Raw genomic sequence first — 26,034 nt, 5'->3', positions numbered from 1 at the left:
GCCGAGGCCCACCTGTGCGACCGCGCCGCGCCGCCGGCACGGGTGGCGGCGATCACGGCGCATCGTCGGAGAGGCGGAGGGGGAGCAGCTTCACAAGGAATCCACAGGATCGATCCGTACGCTGCGGGCAGGAAGTGGGGACCGTTCACGCGCCGACGCGTGACCCGGTCGTGGGGCACGAGGCGCCCGGGTGGGTCCACACGTTCGATCCCGAGGGGGGATCTTGACCGCAACGTACCGCGGACGCCTGAGGGCCCTGGCCGTCGGGGGCGTCCTTGCCCTGGCTGTCGGCGCTCTCACCACCAACCCGAGCACGGCCGCCCCGCAGCACCGCGCGCCCGACTCGGTCGTCGCGCAGTCCGTGACCGACTCCGCACCGGTGTCGGACCCCGACGCCGCGCCGCGCGGCGTCGGCGAGTACCCGACCGTCGTCATGCCCGCTCTGTCCGGACCGTCCGAGCAGGTGACTGCCGCCGCCAAGCCGCGGCACGACGTCGACGGCGACGGCCGCAGTGACATGATCGTCATGCAGTACGACCAGGCCACGGCCGTCTACCTGTCGTCGATCCAGGCCTGGAGCGACTACACGATCGCCAAGACCGACCCCGACGCCTCGTTCAAGGACCTGCTGCCGGTGGGCGATGTCGGCGGCACGACCAAGCCGGAACTGCTCTCCCTCTCCTTCGACGGCGTCCTGACGCTCTACGAGGCCGGCTTGAACGCCACGTCGGCGCCCCTGTGGTCGGGCGGCGGCTGGCAGAAGTACAACCGCCTCATCGCCGTCGGGGACGTCACCGGAGACCGCCACCCCGACCTGCTGGCCCGCGACTTCGCCGGTGACCTGTGGCTCTACACGGGGACGGGCACTGTCACCAAGCCCTTCAACGCGCGGGTCAAGGTCGGCACCGGCTGGGGGATCTACGACCAGATCGTCGGTGCCAGTGACGTCGACGGCGACGGCCTCGGCGATGTTCTCACCCGCACCCTGACCGGCGAGCTGTGGTTCCACAAGGGGGCCGGCAGCGCCACCGCCCCGCTCAAGGCCCGCGTCAAGGTCGGCACCGGCTGGAACGCGTACAACGTGATCAGTGGCTCGGACGACGGCGACGGCGACGGCCTGAGCGACCTGCTCGCCCGCGACCGCGACGGCGTGGAGTACTGGTTCAAGTCGATCGGCGGCGGGCGCTTCGCCGCACCGGCGTACTTCGGCAGCGGCTACGAACGCAACAAGTTCATCGTCGGTGCGGGCACCACGCAGCTCTACGGCAAGGCCCAGAATCTCATGACCCAGACCGACGGCACCCTGGCCAAGTACTACGCCCTGGCCAACGGCGCCTACCTGACGCCGCCGACCGGAGTCGGCAAGGAGAAGCCGGGGTCCCGCAACACGTACGCCACCGCACTCAACAGCCACAACCACGCCAGCTATGTGGAGAACACCGGCAGCGACCTGTACATCCGCAGCAAGAAGGTCAGCTCGACGTGGAACTACAACGCGATGGTCGGCCCCGGCGACCTCACCGGCGACGGCAAGGGCGACCTGCTCAGCCGCGACTCAGCGGGAGTTCTGTGGCTGCACCCCGGCGACGGGGCGGTGGACACCAAGCTCGGCACACCCATCAAGGTCAGCAGCGGCTGGAACGCCTACAACGCGCTGGTCGGCGCGGGCGACTACTCCGGCGACGGACGGCCCGACCTGCTCGCCCGGGACACCTCCGGCCGGCTGTTCCTCTTCAAGGGCACGGGGACGTCCACCGCGCCGTTCGCCGCCCGGGAACAGATCGCCACCGGTTGGGACGTCTACGACATGCTCGTCGTGCCGGGTGACATCGACGGGGACAGCAAGGGCGATGTGCTCGTCCGCGCCAAGAACGGCGACATGTACCTGTACACCTCGACGGGCAACGCCGGCACTGCGACCTTCGCCGCCCGGGTGATGTTCGGCAGGGGCTGGAACATCTACACGAACATGCTCTGATCCTGTCCATCGGACCCCGGCGGTGACCAAGGAGCCCCGTACGCGGTCACCCACCGGGGCGTCCGCCGGACACCGACGTGGCCCTCGGCCCGATCCGCTGCTCCGACCGGAGAGCGCATCGGACGATCTCGAGGGCCGCGTCGGCAACGGGTATACACCGGCTTCGGTCCCCATGAGGTAACGGAGGGAGCCGAGCAGACGGATCTCAGGAGCCTCCGCCGGTGGAGCCGCCATGGCCGCCCATCGACGGGTACTGCACCCGGCGTCGGACGACCAGGTCCACCTGGACGGCGGAGGGGGCGAGTATCTGTTGCAGCTCCTGGCACAGGGCCGTGGTATCGGTCGTCCACCGGGGCAGTGACGTGGGCCGGATCAGGTGGCCGTTCTTCAGCAGCACGTACAGGGTGATCTTGGCGTTGACGGGCTTCCGATCCTCCTGGTGCGACTCCGTGATGGCGTGGTCGATCCAGATCTGCCGGACGTCGGTGAGCGGCCTCGGCCGGTCCGTGCGGGAGCCCCGGACGACGGTCATGGTGTCGGGGGAGGCGGCGGGGGAGAACCGCAAGCGGTTCACGTCTCGGAAGGCCCCGTACAGGATCACGAACGTGTTGACGACGAGTCCCAGCACGGCGGCGATCCCGACCAGAGCCCAGATCCGGCCGGGTTCGAGACTGAAGATCAGCGCCATGACCACATAGACCGGGATACCGCAGACGGCGCCGGCCGCGAGCGACCCGAGCACCTCCCCGGGCCAGCGCTTGGCAGCGAACACGAGCGGCCCGACTCCCTCGCGAAGCACCACGTCGACCACGTCGGGACTCGAACGGTCCACCCGCACCCTGCTCATGACCCAACGTTAGGATCGTGCCGCCAGTTGTGGAAGAGCGCGCTCGGCCAAGCGGCCAGGCCGGCGCGCGCCTGTCTGCGTGGTCGGCAGCCGCACGTCACTAGTACTGCAACGGTGCTTATGGTGACGAGGCTTCAGTCCTTGGGCTGTGGCCTCGTCTCTTGTAGTGGCTGGTCCGGGCCTGTTGTTGACGTCGACGGCGCCAGTGGGACCAGTGCAGAACGTGGTCGATTCTGCGGCGAACGGGCCTGTCCGATCGTCCTGGTCTGGGACAATCTGAACACGCACCTGGCCGTCGGCATGAAGCGGTACGCGGCCGAGCACGACTGGCTCACCGACCCCACCCCGAAAACCTCAGTAGGTGCCAGGTGTCCGTTCCGGTGGCGGGGTCTCCAAGGTCCTTGGACACGGGCGGGCAGGTCGAGCGGTCGGTCAGATCCGCAGCCGACCGCCGGCGGCTGGGTGGGACAGCTACCTGCGGCGAATTCTCTTGACGATGCAGACGGCGGCGGGGGCGAGCAGTGCGAGGGCGATGACGACGTAGTGCCAGGGTTCCACGGTGGCCTCCTCGGACGGTGGTGTAGCGGCGCCATCCTGCCGCACTGTGGCCGGGGGCGAGGGGGCAACGGCGGTGGAGACCGTGATCGTTGGTCAGTTGCTGGGAAGCCAGGGGGTGATGGCGTCCAGCCACTGCCGGGCCATGTGCCGGTGCCCGTCGTTGAGGAGTGCGTGGTTGGGGTGCCCGAGGTCGGAGTGCGGGGGACATGCGGAGAGCCCGCAGCTACTGCTCAGCCGCCGACCCTCCCAGCAGGGGTCAGGCGGCCGGTGCCCGCGGGACACCCCCCCCGCGTGCGACCCTCGCACCCCTGACCGGCGCCACGCACTGACCGGGGCGGCCTGACGAACAGCCACCAAATGGGGACTGCCGGCAGCTCAGGCCCGATGCTCCTGTCCAGGGCCGGCGGGCCGCAGCGGCCGGCGAGACACCGGCCCTCGGCTCGCTCGCGGGATCATCACGGGGACACCGTCCTTCTCATCACGACGGCGACGCTCATCCGCGACACAGAACAGGCAGGCATTGCCGGCCGCCGGATCGGTCGGCGCGCCGGGGTGGCGTTCGCACCCGGACGTGTTGCGGGGCCGGGCGAGCTCACGCGCGACGCAGAAAGCTTGGTGGACGGTGTCGGCCATCTCCATGAACTCGGCGTCGGTGGAGCGCAGCGACATGCCGTAGCCGAGTTCGCTGGTCCGGCGCAGGAAGTCCTGGAGCAGCTCGAGAGTGAACGGGCCGTCAGGGACCAGGTAGCCGAGGGGGTTCGTCTTGGCTACGGGCGGCACGAGGGAGCCGGTGGTGCTCAAGCGCCGGGCTTCGTTGCAGATCAGGCACCGGGTCCAGCCGCGCGGGGGCTCCGGGTCGATCGCCCCGTTGGGGTGCCGGTCGCAGCCGGTGTAGGTCTTGGCCGGGGCGAGGCTGCGGGCAGCGGTGAACGCGACCCACAGCCCGTCCGCGACGAGTTCGAACTCCGTGGGGTGCGCCCCGTTCCAGAGATTGCGCACCACGTCGTCGGTGGCGGCGAGCTTCGCGCGCAACTCGGCCAGGTGAAACGGCCGACCAGCCGGAACGGAATACGCACTCTGGCTGCGCCCACTGTCACTCATGGCGGTAAGCCTGGCACACCGGGCCGACAGGCTGGTGCCTTCAACCACCGGAATCCGGCCGCACTCCGGCGGGCCGGCCTGCGCGGACTGTCCAGCGACCGCGCCGGCTTCGAGCCAGCCTGCAGGCCACCCTCGACGATCGGCGACTTGGCGCCGCCGACGGTGACCAGTGACCGAGCAACCGAACTGCCCACCCCAGACCGCCATCTCGGAGAGCCTCGCTCAGCGAGGCACAGGGCGGCAAGGGCGAGCGGCCTCTTGGCCGGGGGACCCTCCTGACGGTGTACGAGCTATCGCGTAGGGTGCTTCGCAGGTCTGTTGGTGCCGTCCGGGGGGTGGGCATGGGTGTCGTACTGCCAGATGAGCTGGCGTGGGTGCTGGATCTGATCGGCGTGAATTGGCCGAACGTGGATGAGGACGACTACCGCGAGATGGCGGACGCCATGCGGTCGTTCGCTGACGAGCTGGAGAGCGGTGTCGCGGACGCGCACTCGGCGGTGCAGGACATGATGGGCGCCAACGCCGGACTGGCGGTCCAGGCGTTCGAGGCGCACTGGGGCACGCTGTCGGGCACTCACCTCAACCAACTCGCCGAAGGCGGCCGCATCGTCGCCGTGGTCCTGGACGGCACGGCGCTGGTCATCGAAGGCGCGAAGATCGCCGCGATCATCCAGCTGGGCATCATGGCGGCCGAGGTGATCGCCGCCCAGGCCGCGGCCCCGTTCACCTTCGGCCTGTCCGAACTCGGTGCGCTCGGCGCGACGCAGGCGACCAGGCTCATCATCAAACGGCTGCTCAAGGAAGCCGAGCAGCAGATCATTTCCGAGCTCGTGTCCATGGCCACGGGGCCGGTGATCGAAGCGGTGGGGAACATGGCCGGCAGTCTGGTCATCAATCTGCTGGAAGACGCTGCCGAGTCCGGCACCGGCGCACGGGGGAGTGCGGCATGAGCGACGGATTCAAGTTCGACCCGGACTCGATGGACAATCTCGGCAAGCGGTTCGACCGCTTCTCCGACGACCTGGGCAACTCCAGCAGCCGCCACCACGGACGGGCGAAGTCCGCGTTCGGCCGCACCCGCGGCAAGGGCGGCCTCGCAGCCGCGGCCGAGCAGGGCATCAGCCAACTGCTCGGAGCGATGGAGCAGGGCCAGAAGGCCCTGCAGAAGCACCTCAAGGACGTCGGCCGCGGCCTGGAGATGAGCAGCCGCAACCACAAGGCCACCGAGCAGCGGATTGCCGACGCGTTGAAGAAGGGACCGGGCAAGGGCGACGGTCCGAAGTCCCCGGGCGGGAGCGGGCCCGGTGGCCGGCCGCGGGGCGGTGGCGGCAACGGGCCGCGCGGCAAGGGCGAGCGGCCTCTTGGCCGGGGTGACCGCAACGGGCAGGCCGTCGACGGCAACAACGGGTGCCGCACGGCTGGTGACCCGGTCGATGTGGTCTCGGGGCAGATGATCACCTCCGAAACGGACCTGGCGCTGCCGGGGCTGCTGCCGATGGTGCTGCGGCGCGCGTACGCGTCGAACTACCTCGGCGGCCGCCTGTTCGGCCAGGGCTGGTCCTCCACCCTCGACCAGCGCATCGAGATCGACGCCGACGGCATCCACTTCGCCGGTGACGACGCCCAGATCCTCCACTACCCCCTGCCCTCCCAGCCGGGCGTACCCGTCGTCCCCACCACTGGTGCGCAGTGGCCCCTGACATGGGATCAGGCGACGGACACGGTGCGGATCGAGGACCCGGACCGGGGCTGGACCCGCCACTTCGTCGGCTCCGGCGGCGGCGGCGGTTACCGCGTCGGTGAGGTCCGGCCGATCAGCTCCCACACCGACCGCAACGGCCACCAGGTGACCTTCCTGCGCGACGAAACCGGCACGCTCACCGAGGTCGGGCACAGCGGCGGGTACCGGGTCGCTGTGGACACCACGTGGGTGCTCGGCCCCGCCGGGCAGGACACCCAGGTCGCTGAGTACCAGTACTACCCGGACGGTCAGCTCGCGGGCATCGTCAACTCCACCGGACTGCCGTACATCTACGAGTACGACGACGACGGCCGCATGACCGCCTGGATCGATCGCAACGGGCAGGCCTACGAGTACGAGTACGACAACACCGGCCGGGTCGTCCGTGGCGTCGGGCAGAACGGATTCCTGTCCGCGGCCTTCCACTACGACGTCGCGCAGCGGGTGACCGTCAGCACGGACAGTCTGGGTCAGGCCACGGAGTACCACTACGACGATCAGTTGCGTGTGGTGCGGGTGGTGGATCCGCTGGGGAACGCGGCGGTGACGGAGTACGACGAGGCCGGCCGGGTGACCGCCCGCATCGATGAGATCGGCAGGGTGACGCGCCTGGAGCTGGACGGGCAGGGGGATCCGGTGCGGATCACCGAGCCCGGGGGTGCGGTCATCGAGCTCGCGTACACCGGGCTGCGGCAGCTGGCATCCGTATCCCAGGGCGGCGCGACGGTGGCGACGTTCTCCTACGATCCGCAGGGCAACCTGCTGGCGAGCACGGACGCGGCAGGTGCCCTGACCAGCCGTCAGTACGACGGTCAGGGCCGCCTGGTCCAGGTCACGGATCCGCTCGGCCAGGTCCGGCGGATGGAGAACAACGCGGCCGGGCTGGTCACCGCGATCACCGACCCGCTGGGCAACACCACTCGGGCCACCTATGACGCGTTCGGCCGGGCGGTGACGTTCACGGACACCCTCGGTGCCGTCACTGCCCTCACCCTCAGTACGGAGGGTCAGGTCACCGAGCGGGTGCACCCCGACGGAACCCGCGAGAGCTGGGGCTACGACCCGGAGGGCAACCTCGTCCAGCACGAACTCGACGGCGCGGTCACCCGCTTCGAGACCGGCCCGTTCGGCCGGCTCGCCGCCCGTACGCTGCCCGACGGGGAAGTGCACCGCTTCGAGTACGACACCGAACTGCAGCTCCTGGCCGTCTCGATGAACGGCGCCGCCTGGCGTTACAGCTACGACCGGGCCGGGCACCTCACGGGGGAGAGCGACTTCAACGGGCGGGTCCTTCAGTACCGGCTCGACGGCGCCGACCAGCTGCTGGAGATCACCGACTCCGCCGGGCAGAGCACCACGTTCTCCTACGACCCGCAGGGCCGGATCACGCAGCGCCGGCACCACGACGGCACCGCAACCACCCTCTCCTATGACGAGCGCGGCCTGCTGACGAGGGTTCAGGACGCCAGGGGCGCCATCGAGTACACCCACGATGCAGCCGGCCGCGTCCTCAGCGAAAGCGTCGACGGCCACACCACCGCGTTCACCTACGACCCGCTCGGCCGGCGCACCAGCCGCACCACGCCCAGCGGCATCGTCTCCACCTGGACCTACGACGCCAACAGTCAGCCCGCCAAGCTCAGCAACCCCCTGGCCGCCCTCACCTTCGCCTACGATGCCGCCGGCCGCGAAACCACCCGCTACCTCGGCACCCGAGCGGCCCTGACCCAGACCTGGGACACCAGCGACCGGCTCAGCGCCCAGTCCATCTGGGCCACCGACCCCACACCGGACAGCACCACGGCCTACACCAACCTGCAGGAACGCACCTACAGTTACCGCGCCGACGGCATGCCCGCCGCCGTCACCGACCGGCTGCGCGGCCGCCGGGACTTCGACCTCACACCGGCGGGACGTGTCACCCGGGTGCGCGCCGAGACCTGGAGCGAGAGCTACGCCTACGACGTCCTGGGCAACATCACCCACGCCCAGGACAGCCGCCGTCCCGACAGCGCGGCAGCGGGGGAGCGCACCTACAACGGATCGCTGCTGCGGTCCGCCGGCCGCACCGCCTACCAGTACGACGAGCAGGGCCGCCTGACCCGCCGGATCGTCCGTACCCTGTCCGGCCAGCGACGTGAGTGGCGCTACTCCTGGAACGCCGAGGACCAGCTGGTCAAGGTCGACACCCCGGAGCGCGGAAGCTGGGCCTACGCCTACGACCCGGTCGGCCGGCGCGCGGCGAAGTGGCGCGTGACCGATGACGGGCAGGCCGCCGAGACGGTCCACTTCGTGTGGGACGGCGTCCAGCTCATCGAGCAGTACCAGACCCTGCCGGACGGGAGCCGACGAAACGTCACCTGGGACTGGGCTCCCGGGGCGTGGGCGCCGCTGTCCCAGACGGAGCGTCACTGGGACCTCCAGGGGCAGGCCCTGGAGGAGCGCTTCTACGCCATCGTCACCGACCTGGCCGACACCCCCAGTGAACTGGTCACCCCCGACGGCCAGGTCGTCTGGACGGGCGACAGTGACCTGTGGGGCCGCCGGAACCACGCCGGTGCCGACGGCCGCCCCTCATGCCCGCTCGGCCGGCCTGGCCAGTACTACGACAGCGAGTCGGGCCTGGAGTACAACTATTTCCGGTACTACGACCCTTCCACCGGCCGCTACCTCAACAGCGACCCCATCGGCCTCGACGGCGGACCCAACCCCCACTCCTACGTCCCCAACCCCCTGTTCTGGAGTGACCCGCTCGGTCTGGCCGCCCGCCGTCAACCGGTGGGCTGGGGAGGCTCCCACTACAGCCTGCGGCCCAGCAACTGGACCGACGGCAGCGACACCAACGCCTACGAGCGCAACCACATGCCGGCCCGCGACTCCTATCTCGGTGTCGGCACCTCCCAGCTCGGATACGGCGCCGGCCCGGCCATCCGGATGGACTACGACGACCACCGCGCGTTCATCAGCACCGGCTCCGGCGCCGAGTCCATCGCCTGGCGCGCCAAGCAGCGAAGCCTCATTGCCCAGGGCAAGTTCGACGTCGCGATGAAGATGGACATCGGCATGATCCGCAAGATCCATGGCAACAAGTACGACGCCGCCATCAAGGAGATGGTCGACCACCTGCCCAACAACAAGAACTTCCAGAAGTACCTCTCCGACAACGGCTGGAAGATGCGGACGTGCCTCCTAAAATGACGGTCATGGATATCGAACTGGATCCCCCGAACGGCATCACCGGCTTCCCGCTCGGCATGCCGGCGGAGGAGGTCAAGGCGGCTGCCGCTCAGCTGGGCCAGGTCAAGGTCACCAACGAGGGCTCCACCAGTGCCTTCCGCCCGATGAAGGTCCTCGCCCTGCACCCGCAGTTCGAGATCGTCTTCCACATCGAGCGCGGCAAGACATTGCGAGCGGCCGAGGTGTGGATCCCCCAGCCCGGGCCGGAGCAGATCACGGTCAGCTTCCGCGGGATCGACGTCTTCCGTACTCCCGCTCTCCAGCTCCTCGAACAGCTGGAAGGCCTGGGCCTGACACTCCTTCAGGTCGAACCCAACCACTGGACCGTCCCCAAGCTCTCCCTCGGTCTCACCCGCACCGCCGGCCACGAAGTACCCCTCGACACCGACGGCGAGCCCAAGTACTTCCAGGCCGTCCTCACCGGCCCCACCGACTACTACGACTTCCTGCTCAACCAGTAGCACCGGGGGCGGCCCGTGCGGGCCAGGGCGTTGGCCGTGTGAGTGACCTGCGGCGTGGCGGCCTTCGCCCCGGGCTCTTCCCGTGGCGTGCGGTCGGTCAGGTTGCCCGGCCGGCCCACGTCGGTGCTGGGGAGACCGCTTGCGTGGGCGCTCTCCCCAGCTCTGTTTCACACGGTGAGGTGCTGCTTCGCGTCGGAGCCGGTGGCGGGCTCGGTGGCGATGCCGTGCTGCTCGTCGTCGGGGCGGCCCTTCTTGGGCAGCAGGAAGGTGATCGCGAGGAACGCCGTCAGCAGGCATGCCTGGACGATCAGCGCGCGGTGGAATCCGCCGGTGAAGTCACCGGTCTTGGCCTGGGCGAAGAACACCGAGCCGAAGATCGCGACGCCGACGGAGCCGCCGATGGCCTGCACGGCCGACAGGACGCCGGAGGCGGAACCGATCTCGTCGTCGTCGACGGCGGCGAGGATGAAGCTGAACAGGGCGGCGATCACCATGCCGGCGCCGATGCCCGCCACCGCTGTGCCGGGAACGATGTCCCAGATCGAGAACGAGGCGGCGTCGAGGCCGTCGAGCTCGAACCACAGCACGGCCGCGCCGGCCAGCTGGACGAGCGGTCCGATCTGCAGCACTTTGCGGCCGATCTTGTCGGCGAGGAACGCGCCGCTGATGGCGCCGCCGATCGCCGTTCCCACGGCGAGGGGCAGGTTGCCCAGTCCCGCGTCCCCGGCGGTGAAGTGCCGGCCGATCTGGAGGAACAGGGTCAGTACGAGCTGGGTGCCGATCAGTCCGCCGAAGAACAGGGCGATGCCGCCGAGGCCGACGGTGAAGGCCGGCTTGCGGAGCAGGCCCGGGGTCACCAGCGGTTCGCGGCCAGCAGCGGCCGTGCGGCGCTGCTGGAGGGCGAAGAGGGCGAATCCGATCGCCGAGGCGGCCATGGACAGCCATGTCCACAGTGGCCAGCCGTTCTCCTGGCCCTGGTTGAGCGGCAGTACCAGCAGGGCGCAGGAAGCCACGACCAGGGCGGCGCCGGTCATGTCGACCCGTACCGTGTGGTCGCCCGCCTTCTTGGGCACGAACTTCGAGGCGACGATCAGCGCCGCGATTCCGATGGGCAGGTTGATCAGGAACACCGACCGCCAGCCCAGGCCGAAGAAGTCGCCCTCGATGAGGAAGCCGCCCAGGACCGGGCCGATGATGCCGCCCAGGCCCAGGACGGGTCCGAAGATCGCGAAAACCTTGGTGAGCTCGGGGCCGGAGAAGTTCTCCCGCAGCAGACCCAGACCCTGGGGCAGCAGCATCGCTCCGGCGGTGCCCTGCAGCAGGCGGAAGGCGATCAGCAACTCGATGCTCGGCGCGATCGCGCACAGCAGCGAGCTCGCGGTGAAGGCCGCCAGGCCGATCAGGAACATCCGGCGCCGGCCGTAGCGGTCGCCGAGCCGGCCGCCGAGCACGAGCCCGGCGCCCAGGGTGAGGGCGTATCCGCCGATCACCCACTGCAGTCCGACGGAACCGGCACCGAGGGAGTCCTCCAGGGCCGGCCCGGCGACGTTGACGATCGAGGCGTCCAGGAGATCCATGATCTCCGCGACGATCATCACCGCCAGGATCAGCCATCGCCACCGGTAGGGCTCGGTCGTCTCGTCAGGGGCGGGGGACGGGTCACGCACGCCAGATACCTCCATGGTGAAGTAATTCCATGATGAAGGTAAAGTGGTGAAGGTAGGTTGTCAAAAGCGGGGCGCCCACCTGGACACCCGGCAGGAGAGAAGAGGTGGCAGCCCCGGTGGAGGAAGCGATGGGCGACGGTGTCGCGGCGCGGCGCGAGCGGCTGATGGAAGGGCTGCGGATCTACGGCGGCCACTACGCCGAGCTCAGCCGGCGCTTCGCGGCATGGCTGGGCCTGCATTCCACCGACGCGACCGCGGTGCTGGAGATCGCCGCCGCCGAAGAACGCGGGACCCCGCTGTCACCGGCCCGGCTGAGCGAGCGCATCTCCCTGTCCACGGGCGCCACCACCGCGCTTCTGAACCGCCTCGAAGCGGCCGGGCACATCACTCGCACCCGCGAGCACTCCGACCGGCGCATCGTCACCCTGCGCGGCGGCCCGCACATCCAGCAGCGGGCGGACGAGTTCTTCGGCCCGCTCGCCGGCCGCCTCGATGCCGCGATGTCCCCCTACCCGCCACAGCTCCTGGAACAGTTCGAGCAGTTCATGACCGATCTGAACGCCACCATGGACGCCCACCTCGCCGAGCGGAGCCCGGTGACACCGTGCCCTCCGGTGTCCTAGGGGACCGTCGGCGCTAGAGGTCGCCTCGGGCGGGTGGGTCAGTGCGACCGTCAGCGACTCACAGCACGGGCGCCGGCCCGGCGCGGCCAGGCGTGCGGGCACTGCTCCTCGAAGGCTCCCTGCCGGGGACGAACTGCTGGTTTCGTAGGCGGCAAGCTGTACGAGTGCCGGATCCGTCGCGGGCGAAAGGGGCGACGCCCCGCGGAAGCCGAGGGCAGCCTGCGGGGTGTCGCGGGACGTGGACTGATCAGATCGGGCGGATGTTCTCCGCCTGCGGGCCCTTCTGGCCCTGCGTGACGTCGAACTCGACCTTCTGGCCCTCCTGCAACTCACGGAAACCCTGGGCGGCGATGTTGGAGTAGTGCGCGAAGACGTCAGCGCCTCCACCGTCCTGCTCGATGAAACCGAAGCCCTTCTCGGCGTTGAACCACTTCACGATGCCCGTAGCCATGCTGTTCTCCTCGACATGCGCAGCCGCCGACGCCCGCTGTGCGCGAGCGCCGCATCCGACCGGGCCCGTCCGGTCGCAGTCCCGGACAGTGATGTGCCGATAACCGCGATCACGGGCGAGTAGAGGCTCGGACCACGACTGCTCCTGGCAACCACGCTATCGCTCCGAGAGTCCTGCTGCGCAGACGACACGGGCGGGCAAGCCACCGCCTTCCCCAGCCGACGTCACCCTGGCAGCACGCGGCCCGCGGTGGGCGCAGGTCATCTCAGCGACCGACCAGAACTGTGCGGCGGGCACAGTGCCGTGACTTCCACCGTCGTCTACGGCTGGAGGTACTCCTGGAGTTCTCCGACGGCCATCGCCACAGCCATCTCGGCACTGGTCGTTTCGAGCAGTACCTTGGCGGGGTTGTGCTTGTCAGCCACCGAATAGCTGCCTCCCGCGAGAAGGGCGATGCACACGGGAAGGACCTCACCTTCCCCCAGCCGGTGCGGCTGACCAGTGCTGAAGCAGAGGCGGGCATGGCTCGTGAAGGGATAGAACCGGCTCAGCGTGCTGTTCCGGGCCGCGTCCACGAGGGCTCCCATGATCGGCGGTACCCATGTTGTCGTGGAACCCCTGGACCGGTCGTCCCAGTCTGCTGCGGCACGTGCCTGAACGTCCCATTTTGCTTCTACCGAGTCGCGGGACTTGCGCTCTGGGCCCATGGCCTTCTCCCCTCCGAGATGCTTGCGGCAAGGTATCGCGCGGGTGGCGGAGCGATTGGGTCCGGTGGTCCTGCCTGGTCTGTTCACCATGCCGCAGGTCCCACGCCAAGACTGGGCGGCGAAGGGGGCCTGGGCCTCCCGAGGCCGGCCCGCAGCAGGCCGACGCGCGGAAGTTGCTACCGCGTAGGGGTGTTGGCAGTGTCCGCGTGGTCCTGGTCACCACCGCGCTCGACTGATCTGCTCCTCCGTCAGCATCAGCCGGGTGGGCGGTAGGAGTCCGCAGCCGATCGCTGGCAGCCAGTTGGCCCACTCGGCGGCGGTCTCGTGACAGGCCTGATGAGCGGTCATCCCGCCGAAGGGGAACAGGCTGACGAGGTGTCATCGACAGCGGCGTGCGGATCAGCCACGAGGGCTTCGGCGGTCGGGCCTCCTACGGATTCGACGCCGTCGACGGGGACTTCGACGGCCAGGACACCGCCGTACGCAACTCGATCGCCGCCGGCCTGACCCACACCGTCGCGGCGGGCAACGGCAGCGTCGACGAGCGCTTCCTCGGATCGTTCGACGCCGGTGTCCACACGATCTCCGGCGTGGACGCCTCGGCCCGGACGGCCAACGGGGTGTGGCGGCTGCGGGTGGCGGGTGGTTCGGAGTACTTCGAGGGCTACCTCGACCGCTGGACGCTGCAGTTCTGAGGTCAGGTCGGAACAGGCCGGTCGGCCCGGTGGTCCCGGGCGGGCGGCACCGCCCGCAGCGTGCGCCGGGCTGCCCGGCGTTCCACGAGGCGGGTGACTCCGCGGACGATCAGGACGGCGTAGGTCCAGCCGACGAGGATGTCGATGATGAAGTGCTCCCCGCCGTAGACCAGGGTGCAGGCCATCGCGAGCGGGTACGCGGCCAGCAGCACGCGGGTTCGGCGGGTGGCGGTCGGCCAGAAGAACAGCGCGATGAGCATCGGGTAGGCGGCGTGCAGCGAGGGCATCGCGGCCACGTCGTTGGCGAACCGGCTACCGTCCTCGAACACGGATGCGGCGCGGGGCAGTTCGGCCTGGGCCAGCACGTCGGCGACGATCCTGGTCACGGCGGGAGTGGCGCCCCGCTCCGCCGCCATCCACGGCGGCACCGCTGGGTAGAGGACGTAGGTGACGAATCCCGCGTAGGTGAGGCCGAGGTAGCAGCCGAGCAGGTGCCGGAACCTGGCGTGGTTCCGTCGCCAGAGCACCGCGAGCAGTACGAAGACCACGAAGAAGTGCGACATGTAGACCGTGACGGCGGCGTAGTCGTACCAGTGGGCGGTGCCCGGGGAGTAGAAGGCGTGCTGCAGGCGGACCGTCCAGGTCTCACCGAACCCGAGCGCCGTGTCGAAGGCCAACTGGGGGCGAAGGTGCGGCGCCCAGGGGGTGTGGGCGCCGTAGCCGCGCAGCAGTGAGTACGTCCACACCACCGCCATGACCGGCAGCCAGTCCCGCAGCACCAGCAGGGCGCGGCGCCAGCCCTCACCGCCGTGGGCGGCGGCTGCCAGCAGGGCGCCGATCAGCCACAGGAACACCAGGTCCTCGGTGTAGGGCAGGCCGTTCACGTACGTCCACCGGGCGAGCAGGAGGAAGTAGAGCGGCCAGGCCGCCCGGCGAACGAAGCGCCACCGGTTGGCGGAGGACGGTGGCGCGGTGGCATCTGCTGGTGACATGGAGCGAGTACGCACGAACAATCTCCGGGAACTGCGGTGAGCATGGGGCTCACACGCGCCCAGGCAGCCTGCCATGCACGGATGAGCGGTACCTGGGAGTTTGCTGGCGCTCTCTTGGGAGTGCCCGTGGTGCTGGCGTTTCGGTGGCAGCGCACTAATATGAGTGATCCTCATGTTTTCTGCGTCCAGCGCCATCGTGAGCAAGGAGTCAGGCTGTGCCGAACCGACTCGACCTTCCGGCGGGTTTCCGCTGGGGAGCCTCCACCGCCGCCTACCAGATCGAAGGTGCCGTCGAGGAGGGCGGACGCGGCCCGTCCGTCTGGGACGTCTTCGCCGCCCGCCCCGGCGCCGTCCGGGACGGGCACACCGGGGCGGTGGCCTGCGACCACTACCACCGCTGGCCCGAGGACGTCGCGCTGATGCGCGGCCTCGGCCTGGACGGCTACCGGTTCTCGATCGCCTGGCCGCGCATCCAACCGACCGGCGCAGGCCCGGTCAACCCCGAAGGGCTCGCCTTCTACGACCGGCTGGTGGACGCTCTGCTGACGGCCGGGATCACCCCGCTGCCGACCCTCTTCCACTGGGACCTCCCGCAGGCGCTGGAGGAGACCGGCGGCTGGCTCGACCGTGACACCGCGTACCGGTTCGCCGAGTACACGTCGGAGGTCGTGGACCGGCTCGGCGACCGGGTGCCCGCCTGGATCACGCTCAACGAGCCTTTCGTGCACATGGTCTACGGCTACGCCCTGGGCATCCACGCCCCCGGGCACGCGCTGATGCTCGACGCCCTGCCGGCCGCCCACCACCAACTGCTGGGCCACGGCCTGGCGGCCGCTGTGCTGCGCGAGCACGGGCGGGAGGTGCTGATCGCCAACAACCTCACCCCGGTCCGCCCGGCCAGCGACGACCCCGCCGACGTGGCGGCTGCCGAGGCCTATGACGCCCTGCACAACCGGCTGTTCACCGACCCGCTGCTGCTCGGGCGCTACCCCGATCTGTCGGCGTTCGGCATCGGCGAGGACCTCGGCGGCGCGGTGCGCGACGGCGACCTCGAGCTCATTGCCGGCCCCGGCCTCGACGGACTGGGCGTCAACTACTACAACCCCACCCGGATCGCCGCCCCGACCGACCCCGGCCTCCCCTTCGCCGAAGCCCCGATCGAGGGCGTCCCCCGCACCGCCTTCGGCTGGCCTGTCGTCCCCGACGGCCTGCGCGAACTCCTCACCGGGCTGCGCTCCCGCTACGGCGCCGCCCTGCCGCCGATCACCATCACCGAGAACGGCTGCTCCGTGGCCGACGAACCCGCCTCCGACGGCACGGTCCTAGACCCAGACCGGATCGCCTACCTGGCCGGCCACCTCGATGCTCTCGCTGCGGCCGTCGCGGAAGCCGTCGACGTACGCGGCTACTACACGTGGTCCCTCCTTGATAACTATGAATGGGCGGAGGGATTCGGACAGCGCTTCGGCTTGGTCCATGTCGACTTCGAGACACAGGTGCGCACGCCAAAGGCGTCGTACGCCTGGTACCGCGACCTGATCGCCGCCCACCGGGAGCGATCTGTCAGCTAGGGAGTGCGGCACTCGCGGGTAACTCGTCCTTGAAGTCGCCAAGTTGGGCTGAGCCTGCGTGTCGAAGTGGCGGTCTGGCTAAGATGACAGTCTGTTCGACGGGCTGAGGGGATGAGTCAAAGATTCGGCCTGGTCCACGTCGACTTCGACACGCAGGTGCGGACCCCGAAGGACTCCTACACCTGGTACCGCGACGTGATCGCCGCCCACCGGGTGCGGCGGGTGAGGTGCCCAGCTCTACTCCGGCAGCATCGCCACACCTACGCCGCAGGCTTTCAGCGTGGCCCCCCCCACCGATGAGTAGAGTCGGCTTCGGAGTCGACCGCCAGATCGCCGACGGTCGTGCACTGCGGCCGGCCCAGATCCGCCAGGTTGGAGCCGGTGTTGTCATTACGGGGCGTCGAGCACTGGTTCCTCGCGTACACCTTCCCGTCTCGCTTGCCGGACCCGAACCGTCTGGCAGTGTCGGTCCGTCCCGGCGTTGTCAGGGCTGCTTACCGCCCGCCTCTGCATCCCCCGAGACGAACTTCCCCCAGCTTCAACCAGGTTGCTGCGACAACCCAGCGGTGAAGGTCTCTCACCTCGCTCGACTCCAGAGCGCCTCGTGGCGCACCCACCCGCTACGACGAGACTCCCGACAGCTACCTCGCCGGTCTCCGCCTGCGCGCCTCGATGATCTGGATCAAGGACCTCACCAGGACCACCCGATGATCACGACTCGATATACCCTGGGTGACGCGCTGAGGTGCCGGACGCCAAGGGCGGGCAGGAGTTGAGTCAACGGTCAGCCAGCCGTGGACGCGGGGCCTCACCCGTGGATTCAGCGTCGGTGTCGTCGGTGCCGACCGGGCCGCGGGGAAGCATCCGGTCCAGCCACTTCGGCAGCCACCAGTTGGTCCGGCCGAGGAGTGTCATGGTCGCCGGTACCAGCACCATGCGTACGACCGTGGCGTCGATGAAGATCGCGGCGGCCAGGCCGAGCCCGAACATTTTGGCGGAGGGGTCGTCGGCGACGGCGAAGGACAGGAAGACCGCCACCATGATGAGGGCGGCCGAGGTGATGATCCGGGCGGTGCTCGAGACGCCCTCAACGATCGCCGTGCCGTTGTCGCCGGTGCGCAGGTACTCCTCGCGTACGCGGGAGAGGAGGAACACCTCGTAGTCCATCGACAGGCCGAACAGGATGGCGAAGAGGAACATCGGGATGAACGACACGATCGGAACCGTCGCTTCCAGCCCGATGAGTGCGCCTCCCCAGCCCCACTGGAAGACCGCGACCATGATGCCGTAGGCCGCGCCGATGCTCAGCAGATTCAGCAGTACCGCCTTGAGCGGTACGAGTATCGAGCGGAAGACCAGCATCAGCAGCAGGAACGACATCGCCAGCACGGCGGCGACGAACGCCGGCAGGCGTTGGCTGGTGCGTTGGCCCACATCGGACAGGCTCGCGGCGGCGCCGCCGACGTGGGCCCTGGCCGGGCCGTGCCCGATCGCCGTGGGCAGCACGTCGGTGCGCAGCCGGGCGATGGTGTCGGCCGTGGCCTTGTCCTGAGGGCTGGTGGTCGGGAACACCACGAAGGTCGCGATTCCGGTGGCCCGGTCGATGTGCGTCGGCGCGACGGATGCGATGCCCGGATCCGCCGCGACCGTTGCGACGAGTCGGTCCAGCACTCCCGGATCACCGGTGGGGTCCGCGGCGATGACGAGGGGACCGTTGGTGCCCGGGCCGAATCCCTCGGCGACGAGGTCGTAGGCCCGGCGCTCGGTACGGCTGTGGGGCAGTGAGCCGTCGTCGGGCAGGCCGACGCGCAGGCCGAGCACGGGCAGCGTCGCGGTCAGCAGCAGCCCCGCCGCGCCGACCGCGTACGGCACCGGGTGCCGGCTGACGTGCCCGATCCAGCGACGTGCGAGTCGGCCCGGCTGCCTGGTCTGCAGAGCCCGGCCGATCCGGCCGGCCCGGGCCAGGCGTGGGCCGGCGGCGCCGAGGAAGGCCGGCAGCAGCGTCACCGACGCGACCACCATGATCAGAACGACGATCGAGACGGCGAGCCCGCCCATGGTCATGAACGGTACGTTCGCGACCGCCAGGCCGAGGATCGATACGACGACGGTGCCGCCGGCGAAGACCACGGGCCTCCCCGCCGTGGCCACCGCTCGCCCCGCCGCCTCGCGGGGATCGAGCCCGCGCGCGAGGTACTCCCGGTGCCTGGCGAGCACGAACAGCGCGTAGTCGATGCCCACTCCGAGCCCGACCATGCTGCCCAGGACCGGTGCGAAGGTCGGGACGTCCGTCACCCCCGCCAGCACTGTCATCGTGGCAACCCCGACGGTCAGCCCGAAGACCGCCATGCCGATCGGCAGCGCGGCGGCGACGAGCGAACCGAACGCCAGGAACAGGATCGCGGCCGCGGCGAGGAGGCCGATCAACTCGCTCGCGCCGCCGTCGGGGTCGGAGAAGGCGTAGAAGAGGCTCCCGCCCATCTCGATGCGCAGGGGCAGTTCGGCGCGCAGCCGGTCGCCGAGACCGACGAGGGCGTCGAGGTCTTCGGCCGACAGTCGGCTCTGGTCGGGGTACTGCACCCGGACGACCGCGATCCGCCCGTCGGCCGAGACGAGGCCGCCGCGCACGGCGGTGTCCCCGCCTGCGTCGAGTGCCCCCGCCGGGTCGCTCGTGCCGAGCACGTGCGGCAGCCGCTGCACCTCGGTCTGCAGCCGCGTGAGAGCGGTGCGCGCGCTGCCGTGGTCGAAGAACGTCGCACCGCCGTCGAGGGGGGTGACGACCACTTGGGCGGTCATCCCCTCCTGGCCGGTGCCGGCCCGCTCGATCAATTGCGCGGCCCGTTGGGAGTCCAGCCCCGGTGCGGTCATCGAGTCCGCGGTCCGCCCGCCGATGGCGATCGCGGCGAGGACGGCAAGCGTGGCGACGATCAGCCATGCCGTGATCACCCGCCAGGGATGGCGGGCGGCGCTTGCGCCCAGGCGCAACAGGGCTTTCGAGAGCATCGGTTCCTCCAACCACCTCGGCGGCCGTCCTTGTACGGCCGCCGATACCGAGGCTCGTCGCAACGGCGCTCCGCGGCATCGGCCCGCGGGCCGCGGATCCGTCGGCCCCGGGGCGGAGTGACGACCCGTCCTTTCGGCCGATGCGCGGCACGCCGCGGTCCCTAGGCTGAGAACCGTGCTCCGAGACGACCTGCGAACCCTGTGGACCGAACCCCGGCCGCCCGACGCGCCCGCCCGGGTGTGGCGGGACTGGGCGCTGCTCGCCGTGGGCCTGGGCGGTGTGGTGCTGGAGGCCACCCTGCGCGAGAACGTCGTGTGGCGGCCGGTGGCGGTGGTGTTCGCCGTATGGCTGTGCCTGCTGCCCTTGTGGCGCCGGACCCGCCCACTGGCGATGGTCAAGCTGGCGTTCGGCTCGGTGATCCTGCTTCAAGTGGCCTCGCTCGTCGCTGCACCGCGCGAGCCGGTCGGCCTGGACATCGACGCGGTCGTGCTCGTGCTGGTGTACGCGCTGCCCCGGTGGGGATCGGGACGGGAGATCGTGCTCGGTGGCGCGGTGATCCTCGCGGCCTGCACCCTGGCGACCGTCACGTACGAGACCCCGGTCGTCGAAGAGGTCGGGGGCTTCGTCTTCCTGCTGCTGCCCGGCGTGGTCGGGGCTGCGGTGCGGTTCCGGGTGACCGCTCGCGAGCGGCAGTTGGATCAGGTGCGCTCCCGCGAGCGCGAGCAGCTCGCCCGGGAACTGCACGACACGGTGGCCCACCACGTGTCGGCCATGGTGATCATCGCCCAGGCAGGCCGGGTGCTCGCTGGCACCGACCCGTCCGCCGCAGTCGAGGCGCTGGAGGGGATCGAGGAGGAAGGGGCGCGCACGCTGGAGGAAATGCGCGCCATGGTCGCCGCGCTGCGCGACCGCGGGGTCGGCGCCGAGCTGGCGCCCCCTGCCGGCGTCGCGGATCTGGAGCGCCTGGTGCGCACCCCCGGCGGTCGCATCAGGGTCGACCTGGGGCTCGACGGCGAGTTGGACACGCTGCCCCCGGCCGTGGACGCCGCCATCTACCGGATCGTGCAGGAGTCGGTGACCAACGCGCTGCGCCACGCGGTCGACGCGACCGAGGTCGTCGTCCGGGTCGCCGCGGAACGGCACACGGTACGGGTGAGCGTGCGGGACAACGGCCGGCGCACCGGCCGGGGTCGCGACGGATACGGACTTACCGGACTGCGCGAGCGCGCGACCCTGATCGGCGGCACACTACGAGCCGGCCCGGGCACCGACCGGGGCTGGCATGTCGAAGCCGAGCTGCCGAGAGCGAGGAACGAGAGCGGTGTCCATACGCGTCCTCGTCGCTGACGACCAGACGATCATCCGCACCGGGCTGCGGATCATGCTGAACGCCCAGCCCGGCATCGAGGTGGTCGGCGAGGCCGCCGACGGACAGGAAGCGGTAGGTCTGGCCCGCGAACTGCGCCCCGACGTCTGCCTGTTCGACATCCGCATGCCCGTACTCGACGGGCTCGAGGCCACCCGGCTGGTCGCCGGCCCGGGCGTCGCCGACCCGCTGGCCGTGGTCGTCATCACCACGTTCGACCTCGACGAGTACGTCTACGGCTCGCTGCGTGCCGGCGCCCGCGGATTCCTCCTCAAGGACACGGGACCAGACCTTCTGGCCCAGGCCGTGCGGTCGGCGTCCGACGGGGAGGCGCTCATCGCGCCCAGCGTCACCGTCCGTCTGCTCCAGGCATTCGCGGACCTGCCCGCCGGCCGGCCCGCGGCCCAGCCGGTCTCACCCGTCACCGCCCGCGAGGAGCAGGTGCTCCTCGCCGTCGCTCGCGGGCTGACCAACACCGAGATCGCCGATGCACTGCACATCAGCCTCAGCACGGTGAAGACGCATCTGGCCAGCCTGATGGCCAAACTCGGCGCCCGCAACCGGGTCGAGATCGCGATGTGGGCCTACGAAACGCGCCGTATCCTCCCCGGAACCTGAGCCGGGTGCAGGGCCATGTCCCATGAGTCCCCGCCCGGACATCAGTGCACCGGTCGGCTCACGTCGGCTCCACGTGCCCCAGTCTCCACCCGCACGCCTCGATGATCTGGATCAAAGACCTCACCAGGACCACCCGATGATCACGACTCGATACGCGCCCTAGCTGTTCTGACCCGTGAGGTTGGGGACGCGGCTGGCTGTCCGCAGGCCGGATACGATGACAGGGTGTTCGACGGGCTGAGGGGTTCAGTCAGCGCTTCGGCCTGGTCCATGGCGACTTCGCGACGCAGCGGCGCACGCCGAAGGCGTCGTACGCGTGGTGTCGCGACATGATTGCTGATCATCGTGCCTGGTGCAAACGGTAGTTGGGCTACGAGGTAGGGGTAGAACGCGTCAGGCCCGACACCGGTTGGTGGGCTTGGGCGGAAGAGGGCGTTCGCAGCTGCGCGCCGCGGCAAGCTCAGCTCGGGTCTGCTCGGCCCCCGGCTCCACCCCCCCTGGTGCGGCCGGTCCGGATGGCCCCCACCTCAGCGGTGGGCGACCTGACCGGCGATTGCCTGACTCCGGACCACCCCGGCGCACCGGGGTGGTCCGTGTGCCCGGCGACCGCAGCGGGCGTAGCGTCACTGGTATGGGCGTTGTCCGGAACGCACTGCGGTTTGGGCCGTCGAACCAGCGGCGGAGAGCGATACGGCGTGCGGGAGAATCTCGTGTCGGCCGCCGGTGAGGCGGCCGGGTGGGACGAGCGGCTGGACGAAGTGCTGACCGCGACGGTGGAGCAGTGCGGCGCGTCCTCGGGCGGCGTGTATCTCTTGCGAGCCGATGAAGGCGTGCTGCACCTGGCAGTCGTCCAGGGCCTGCCCGCCGAGTTCATCGCGCCGTGGACCAGGGTTGCGCTCACAGCCCCGGCCCCCAGCAGTGACGCCCTGCGGGACCGCAGGATGGTGTGGTCCGGCAGCCAGGAGGACTTCGCCCGCCTGTACCCGCGTATCGCCGTCGCGATGCCCTACCACTTCGCGCTGGCGGCCGCCCCCATCTGCACCGGAGGGCGGCAGTGGGGCGCGTTGCTGTTGCTGTGGCCCGGCTCCCGCCCGTCGCACCTCGCCGCAGCCGACCGGGATCTGATCGTTGCCGGTTGCGACCGGTTCGCCGAGCTGCTGGCCGGTGCCGAATCCGCCCAGCAGCCCATCACGGCACCCCTCCGGCCCCGCGTCCTGCCCCGTCGGCTGGCAGCCGCCAAGTTGCCCGAGGCAGCCGCGACCGCGTTCGCGGAACGGCTCCCGGGCGGCAGCTGCGCACTCGATCTCAACGGGCGGATCACCTTCCTCACCGAGACGGCATGTGCCCTGCTCGGAGCCGAGCAGGAGCAGCTGCTGGGCGCGATCCCTTGGCAGGCCCTGCCCTGGCTGGACGACCCCGAATACGAGGACCGGTACCGGGCGGCGGTCATCAGTCGGCAGCCGGTGGCGTTCACCGCGATGCGGCCACCGGACCAGTGGCTGGATTTCCGGCTCTACACGGACGGCAACGGGATCAGCGTGCGCATCACCCCGGCCAGCGCCGGCCCCGTGACCTCCCCCGCCCCCGGCCCTCACCGGCCGACTCCGGTGTCCCGCGCCGGTCAGCTGTACCAGATCATGCACCTGGCGGCGGCCCTCACCGAGGCCGTCACGGTCGACGACGTGATCGCCCTGGTGGCCGAACAGATCCTGCCGGCCTTCGACGCCCAGGGGCTCGCCATGATGAGCGCCGAGGAAGGCCGCCTGCAGGTGACCGGCTACCGGGGGTACAGCGCAGAGGAGATGGCACGCTTCCACGAGATCCCCCTGGACGAGCGCACCGCGCCGATGATGCGGGCCCTCACCGCAGGGGTGCCAGGGTTCTTTGACGGCCCCGAGGAGCTGGCCCGCGCCTTTCCGGAGGTTCCGCAGGTCACCGGCAAGAAGGCGTGGGCCGTGCTGCCGCTCGTTACCTCCGGCCGACCGGTGGGCTGCTGCCTGCTCGCGTACGACCAGCCACACCGCTTCGCGGGCGACGAGCGCACCGTCCTGACCTCATTGGCCGGACTGATCGCTCAGGCCCTGGATCGCGCGCACCTGTACGACACGAAGAACCGGCTCGCCCACGGTCTCCAGCAGGTCCTGCTTCCCCACGCCCTGCCGACGATCGACGGCCTTCGGGTCGCCGCCCGCTACCTGCCCGCAACCCGGGGCATGGACATCGGGGGGGACTTCTACGACCTCATCCGGCTCGGCCCGACCACCGCAGCCGCCGTGATCGGCGACGTCCAGGGCCACAACGTCCCGGCCGCCGCCCTGATGGGCCAGGTCCGCACTGCCGTCCACGCCACCGCAGGCGCCGCCCCCGACCAGGTCCTCATCCGGGCGAACCGGCTGCTGTGCGACCTCGATCCGGATCTCTTCACGACGTGCCTGTACGCGCACCTGGACCTTGCCGCGCACCGTGCCTTCCTGGTCAACGCCGGACACCCGCCGCCGTTGCTGCGCCCGCCCGGCCGGTCGACCACCAGGGTCCTGGACATCCCGCCCGGCCTGCCGTTGGGCGTCGACACCACCGCTGTCTACCCGATCACCGAGGTGGCGTTCGACATCGGAGCGCTGATGCTGCTGTACACCGACGGTCTGGTGGAGTCGCCCGGGGCGGACCTCGACGAGGCGATCGCCGCCCTCGCCCGGCAGCTCGACCATGCAGTTCTTGACCTGGAAACGGCGGCGACCGATCTCGTGGCCGGAGCCCAGCAGTCCGCCCAACGCGCCGACGACATCGCGACGTTCCTCCTGCGGGCGACGCCACTACCCGACGGTGCGCTGACGCGGTGACCGGGTCAAGGGGTGCAATCCCATGCGCAGCGGCATCGGAAAGCCGGTCGGGGTACCGGCCCGACAGTCTCCACGATTTGGTAGACGGCTTTTCCTGCGGCGTGTCAGTGGCGGCCCCTCGGGTCTGGCGCGCGTGGGAGCCGACTGGGTGGCCGATGGTTGCGTCTACGAGGACAGGGTGTTCGACGGCCTGAAGGATTCACTCAAAGATTCGGCCTGGTCCACGTCGACTTCGAGACCCAGCGGCGCACCCCGAAGTCGTCCTACGCCTGGTATCGCGAGCTGATCGCCACTCAGCGGGCCCATCGGAAGGCGTAGTTGGGATATTCCACGGCGGTGGTGTTCGTCAGCGTCGACCCAGGACGATGGGCATCGTGGAGCAGGGTGCCCATGGCTGTGGAGTGCTGTCAGGGCTTGAAGACAGGGTGTTCGACAGTTACAGAGGCCGTCGCCAGTGGTTCGGTACGTCTCGACCTGGCCCGACGGCCGGTGTCACGCGGGTTCGAGGACGACCCAGACCTGCCCGGGGTGGAACGCCATCCGCTGCCCCGCGTAGCTGAACTCCGTGCCGCCGGCGGCGCCGGGCCGCGACCAGCTGCCCCGGTACGCCATGCCGTCCCGCAGGAACACCGCCTCGCCGCTGCCGACCGTCGGCGCGAAGGGCAGGAGCTCACCGGAGGAGTCGACGAGCCTGCGGGGCGAGGTGGTCTCGGCGACCTTCTGCACCACGATCGTCGGCGCACCCATCTGCCCGGCGTCCGTCGTCATGGCCGGTCTGCCGTCGAGCGCCACCAGGTACCTTCCTTCCGCGGCGGACCAGGTGAATGTGAACGAGGCCGCGGGCATCCGCGCGGTGAACGAGGCCTTCGGCACACCCCCGGTCGGCGCGTCGCCGAAGCGGAAGCCGACATCGCGGCCCGCCGCCGCGTCCGGGAAGTGGCGCAGAATCCCGGACGGCACCACGTACTGGTTGAACGGCGGCACGTTCCACTGCCCGCGGAAGAACGAATTGTCCTGCTGCGGCGAGCAGTTGAAAACATCGGCCTGGGCGAGCACCGACAGGAACCGGGTCTGCGCCCCGGAGTAGGCGAAGTCCACGCGCCCGTACTGCTGCAGGATCGGCAGATCGCTCTCCCGAGCGCTGCGCACCGGGCCGATCCGGTCGCCGGCGGGAAGGTGGTTCGAGTCGTAGATCGCCAGGAACCGTGAGATGCCGCCCTCGACCTCGATCGCGTAGACCACGTCGGCCGCGTTCACGCCCGTCTGCGGCCGGGCAGCGGCGGCGTTGTCGACCTTGACGGCGATGATCCTGCCCGCCTCCCCCGGGAGCCCGGTGAGCGGCGACACGGTGTCCGTGCTGCCGGGACCGGCCGGGGCGGGCGGCGGGCCGGCCCCCGTACGAGCCGGAGAGCCTCCGTCGCCGATGGTGAGCACGATCGCCAGCAGCGCCGCGAGCAGCAGGGCGCCGCTGCTGACCGCGAGGGCGGCGATCCGCCGGGCGAGAGGCAGGGACATCCACCGGCCCAGCGCACGCTCGAAGGTTTTCATCCGAGCTCACCTCCGCGCACCCGGCCATC

The 26,034-nt window shown here is 70.1% G+C and carries 19 protein-coding genes and 4 pseudogenes; 14 read left to right on the top strand and 9 right to left on the bottom strand.

The window, feature by feature from the left end; all coding sequences use genetic code 11:
- Positions 1–223 precede the first annotated feature (223 nt).
- The gene (locus tag ASC99_RS19430; protein WP_057233736.1) at positions 224–1,978 is read left to right on the top strand and encodes a VCBS repeat-containing protein; all 1,755 of its coding nucleotides are present in this window, start codon (positions 224–226) and stop codon (positions 1,976–1,978) included.
- Between the two features lie 205 nt (positions 1,979–2,183).
- Here the strand turns inward: ASC99_RS19430 and ASC99_RS19425 are convergent, their stop codons facing one another.
- Positions 2,184–2,825, bottom strand: coding sequence for a hypothetical protein (locus ASC99_RS19425; protein WP_157531620.1), 642 nt, complete (start codon positions 2,823–2,825; stop codon positions 2,184–2,186).
- Positions 2,826–3,077: 252 nt separating this feature from the next.
- Here ASC99_RS19425 and ASC99_RS40735 point away from each other — a divergent pair.
- Positions 3,078–3,161, top strand: a pseudogene (locus ASC99_RS40735) (DDE endonuclease); the annotation flags it as partial.
- Between the two features lie 597 nt (positions 3,162–3,758).
- Here ASC99_RS40735 and ASC99_RS19420 read toward each other — a convergent pair.
- Complete coding sequence (locus ASC99_RS19420; protein ID WP_157531619.1) at positions 3,759–4,691, bottom strand: hypothetical protein; 933 nt, start codon at positions 4,689–4,691, stop codon at positions 3,759–3,761.
- Positions 4,692–4,858: 167 nt separating this feature from the next.
- Here ASC99_RS19420 and ASC99_RS19415 point away from each other — a divergent pair, with 167 nt between their 5' ends.
- The 3 genes from ASC99_RS19415 to ASC99_RS19405 are packed head-to-tail and all read left to right on the top strand — an operon-like array spanning position 4,859 to position 9,923.
- A complete protein-coding gene (locus ASC99_RS19415) occupies positions 4,859–5,434 on the top strand; it encodes a hypothetical protein (protein ID WP_057233728.1) in 576 nt (191 codons plus the stop codon).
- A complete protein-coding gene (locus tag ASC99_RS19410) occupies positions 5,431–9,423 on the top strand; it encodes a DUF6531 domain-containing protein (protein ID WP_057233726.1) in 3,993 nt (1,330 codons plus the stop codon). Before ASC99_RS19415 ends, ASC99_RS19410 begins: the two co-directional genes overlap by 4 nt.
- A gap of 5 nt (positions 9,424–9,428) precedes the next feature.
- Positions 9,429–9,923, top strand: coding sequence for a hypothetical protein (locus ASC99_RS19405; RefSeq protein WP_057233786.1), 495 nt, complete (start codon positions 9,429–9,431; stop codon positions 9,921–9,923).
- Between the two features lie 167 nt (positions 9,924–10,090).
- On the opposite strand, the gene ASC99_RS19400 is transcribed toward ASC99_RS19405, so the two are convergent.
- Positions 10,091–11,590 carry an MFS transporter gene (locus ASC99_RS19400; RefSeq protein ID WP_057233724.1) on the bottom strand — a complete coding sequence of 500 codons (1,500 nt, stop codon included), beginning with the start codon at positions 11,588–11,590 and terminating at the stop codon, positions 10,091–10,093.
- A gap of 128 nt (positions 11,591–11,718) precedes the next feature.
- Between ASC99_RS19400 and ASC99_RS19395 the strand changes: the two genes are divergently transcribed.
- Positions 11,719–12,213: a MarR family winged helix-turn-helix transcriptional regulator gene (locus ASC99_RS19395; RefSeq protein ID WP_200948364.1), complete on the top strand. Its 495-nt coding sequence runs from the start codon at positions 11,719–11,721 to the stop codon at positions 12,211–12,213.
- A gap of 247 nt (positions 12,214–12,460) precedes the next feature.
- On the opposite strand, the gene ASC99_RS19390 is transcribed toward ASC99_RS19395, so the two are convergent.
- The 3 genes from ASC99_RS19390 to ASC99_RS41740 all read right to left on the bottom strand — a co-directional run bounded on the left by ASC99_RS19390 (position 12,461) and on the right by ASC99_RS41740 (position 13,719).
- A complete protein-coding gene (locus ASC99_RS19390; RefSeq protein WP_057233722.1) occupies positions 12,461–12,664 on the bottom strand; it encodes a cold-shock protein in 204 nt (67 codons plus the stop codon).
- 320 nt (positions 12,665–12,984) lie between these two features.
- A complete protein-coding gene (locus tag ASC99_RS40730) occupies positions 12,985–13,371 on the bottom strand; it encodes a DUF6193 family natural product biosynthesis protein (protein WP_235583079.1) in 387 nt (128 codons plus the stop codon).
- A gap of 216 nt (positions 13,372–13,587) precedes the next feature.
- Entirely contained in the window at positions 13,588–13,719 is a 132-nt protein-coding gene (locus tag ASC99_RS41740; RefSeq protein ID WP_255359256.1) for a hypothetical protein, read from the bottom strand.
- 44 nt (positions 13,720–13,763) lie between these two features.
- Between ASC99_RS41740 and ASC99_RS19380 the strand changes: the two genes are divergently transcribed.
- Positions 13,764–14,066 carry a hypothetical protein gene (locus ASC99_RS19380; protein ID WP_057233719.1) on the top strand — a complete coding sequence of 101 codons (303 nt, stop codon included), beginning with the start codon at positions 13,764–13,766 and terminating at the stop codon, positions 14,064–14,066.
- 2 nt (positions 14,067–14,068) lie between these two features.
- On the opposite strand, the gene ASC99_RS19375 is transcribed toward ASC99_RS19380, so the two are convergent.
- Complete coding sequence (locus ASC99_RS19375) at positions 14,069–15,058, bottom strand: phosphatase PAP2 family protein (protein ID WP_057233717.1); 990 nt, start codon at positions 15,056–15,058, stop codon at positions 14,069–14,071.
- A gap of 215 nt (positions 15,059–15,273) precedes the next feature.
- On the opposite strand from ASC99_RS19375, the gene ASC99_RS19370 reads away from it, so the two are divergent.
- Entirely contained in the window at positions 15,274–16,629 is a 1,356-nt protein-coding gene (locus tag ASC99_RS19370; protein ID WP_057233715.1) for a GH1 family beta-glucosidase, read from the top strand.
- 102 nt (positions 16,630–16,731) lie between these two features.
- Positions 16,732–16,929, top strand: a pseudogene (locus ASC99_RS38685) (family 1 glycosylhydrolase); the annotation flags it as partial.
- A 477-nt stretch (positions 16,930–17,406) separates the two neighbouring features.
- Here ASC99_RS38685 and ASC99_RS19365 read toward each other — a convergent pair.
- Positions 17,407–19,632 carry an MMPL family transporter gene (locus ASC99_RS19365; RefSeq protein ID WP_057233713.1) on the bottom strand — a complete coding sequence of 742 codons (2,226 nt, stop codon included), beginning with the start codon at positions 19,630–19,632 and terminating at the stop codon, positions 17,407–17,409.
- A gap of 175 nt (positions 19,633–19,807) precedes the next feature.
- Between ASC99_RS19365 and ASC99_RS19360 the strand changes: the two genes are divergently transcribed.
- The 5 genes and pseudogenes from ASC99_RS19360 to ASC99_RS38670 all read left to right on the top strand — a co-directional run.
- Positions 19,808–20,980, top strand: coding sequence for a sensor histidine kinase (locus ASC99_RS19360; RefSeq protein WP_057233711.1), 1,173 nt, complete (start codon positions 19,808–19,810; stop codon positions 20,978–20,980).
- Positions 20,955–21,617 carry a response regulator transcription factor gene (locus ASC99_RS19355; protein WP_057233708.1) on the top strand — a complete coding sequence of 221 codons (663 nt, stop codon included), beginning with the start codon at positions 20,955–20,957 and terminating at the stop codon, positions 21,615–21,617. The genes ASC99_RS19360 and ASC99_RS19355 overlap by 26 nt, the downstream gene beginning before the upstream one ends.
- A gap of 245 nt (positions 21,618–21,862) precedes the next feature.
- Positions 21,863–21,982, top strand: a pseudogene (locus ASC99_RS38675) (family 1 glycosylhydrolase); the annotation flags it as partial.
- A 330-nt stretch (positions 21,983–22,312) separates the two neighbouring features.
- Positions 22,313–24,457, top strand: a complete 2,145-nt coding sequence (locus ASC99_RS19350) for a SpoIIE family protein phosphatase (protein WP_235583078.1) — start codon at positions 22,313–22,315, stop codon at positions 24,455–24,457.
- A 192-nt stretch (positions 24,458–24,649) separates the two neighbouring features.
- Positions 24,650–24,775 (top strand): annotated as a pseudogene (locus ASC99_RS38670) (family 1 glycosylhydrolase); the annotation flags it as partial.
- Between the two features lie 174 nt (positions 24,776–24,949).
- Here the strand turns inward: ASC99_RS38670 and ASC99_RS19345 are convergent.
- The gene (locus ASC99_RS19345) at positions 24,950–26,005 is read right to left on the bottom strand and encodes a DUF3048 domain-containing protein (protein ID WP_057233704.1); all 1,056 of its coding nucleotides are present in this window, start codon (positions 26,003–26,005) and stop codon (positions 24,950–24,952) included.
- Positions 26,006–26,034 lie beyond the last annotated feature (29 nt).

This window comes from Kitasatospora sp. Root107, from assembly GCF_001424875.1.
GTDB lineage: Bacteria > Actinomycetota > Actinomycetes > Streptomycetales > Streptomycetaceae > Kitasatospora.
Note: the sequence above shows the minus strand (reverse complement) of the source record. Positions and strands in the feature narration are given on the sequence as shown.

Coding starts and splice junctions, on each gene's coding strand:
- ASC99_RS19345 (WP_057233704.1), bottom strand. CDS start 26,005: ATGAAAACCTTCGAGCGTGCGCTGGGCCGGTGGATGTCCCTGCCTCTC.
- ASC99_RS19405 (WP_057233786.1), top strand. CDS start 9,429: ATGGATATCGAACTGGATCCCCCGAACGGCATCACCGGCTTCCCGCTC.
- ASC99_RS19375 (WP_057233717.1), bottom strand. CDS start 15,058: ATGTCACCAGCAGATGCCACCGCGCCACCGTCCTCCGCCAACCGGTGG.
- ASC99_RS19425 (WP_157531620.1), bottom strand. CDS start 2,825: ATGAGCAGGGTGCGGGTGGACCGTTCGAGTCCCGACGTGGTCGACGTG.
- ASC99_RS19390 (WP_057233722.1), bottom strand. CDS start 12,664: ATGGCTACGGGCATCGTGAAGTGGTTCAACGCCGAGAAGGGCTTCGGT.
- ASC99_RS40730 (WP_235583079.1), bottom strand. CDS start 13,371: ATGGGCCCAGAGCGCAAGTCCCGCGACTCGGTAGAAGCAAAATGGGAC.
- ASC99_RS41740 (WP_255359256.1), bottom strand. CDS start 13,719: ATGACCGCTCATCAGGCCTGTCACGAGACCGCCGCCGAGTGGGCCAAC.
- ASC99_RS19395 (WP_200948364.1), top strand. CDS start 11,719: ATGGGCGACGGTGTCGCGGCGCGGCGCGAGCGGCTGATGGAAGGGCTG.
- ASC99_RS19420 (WP_157531619.1), bottom strand. CDS start 4,691: ATGGCGGTCTGGGGTGGGCAGTTCGGTTGCTCGGTCACTGGTCACCGT.
- ASC99_RS19410 (WP_057233726.1), top strand. CDS start 5,431: ATGAGCGACGGATTCAAGTTCGACCCGGACTCGATGGACAATCTCGGC.
- ASC99_RS19365 (WP_057233713.1), bottom strand. CDS start 19,632: ATGCTCTCGAAAGCCCTGTTGCGCCTGGGCGCAAGCGCCGCCCGCCAT.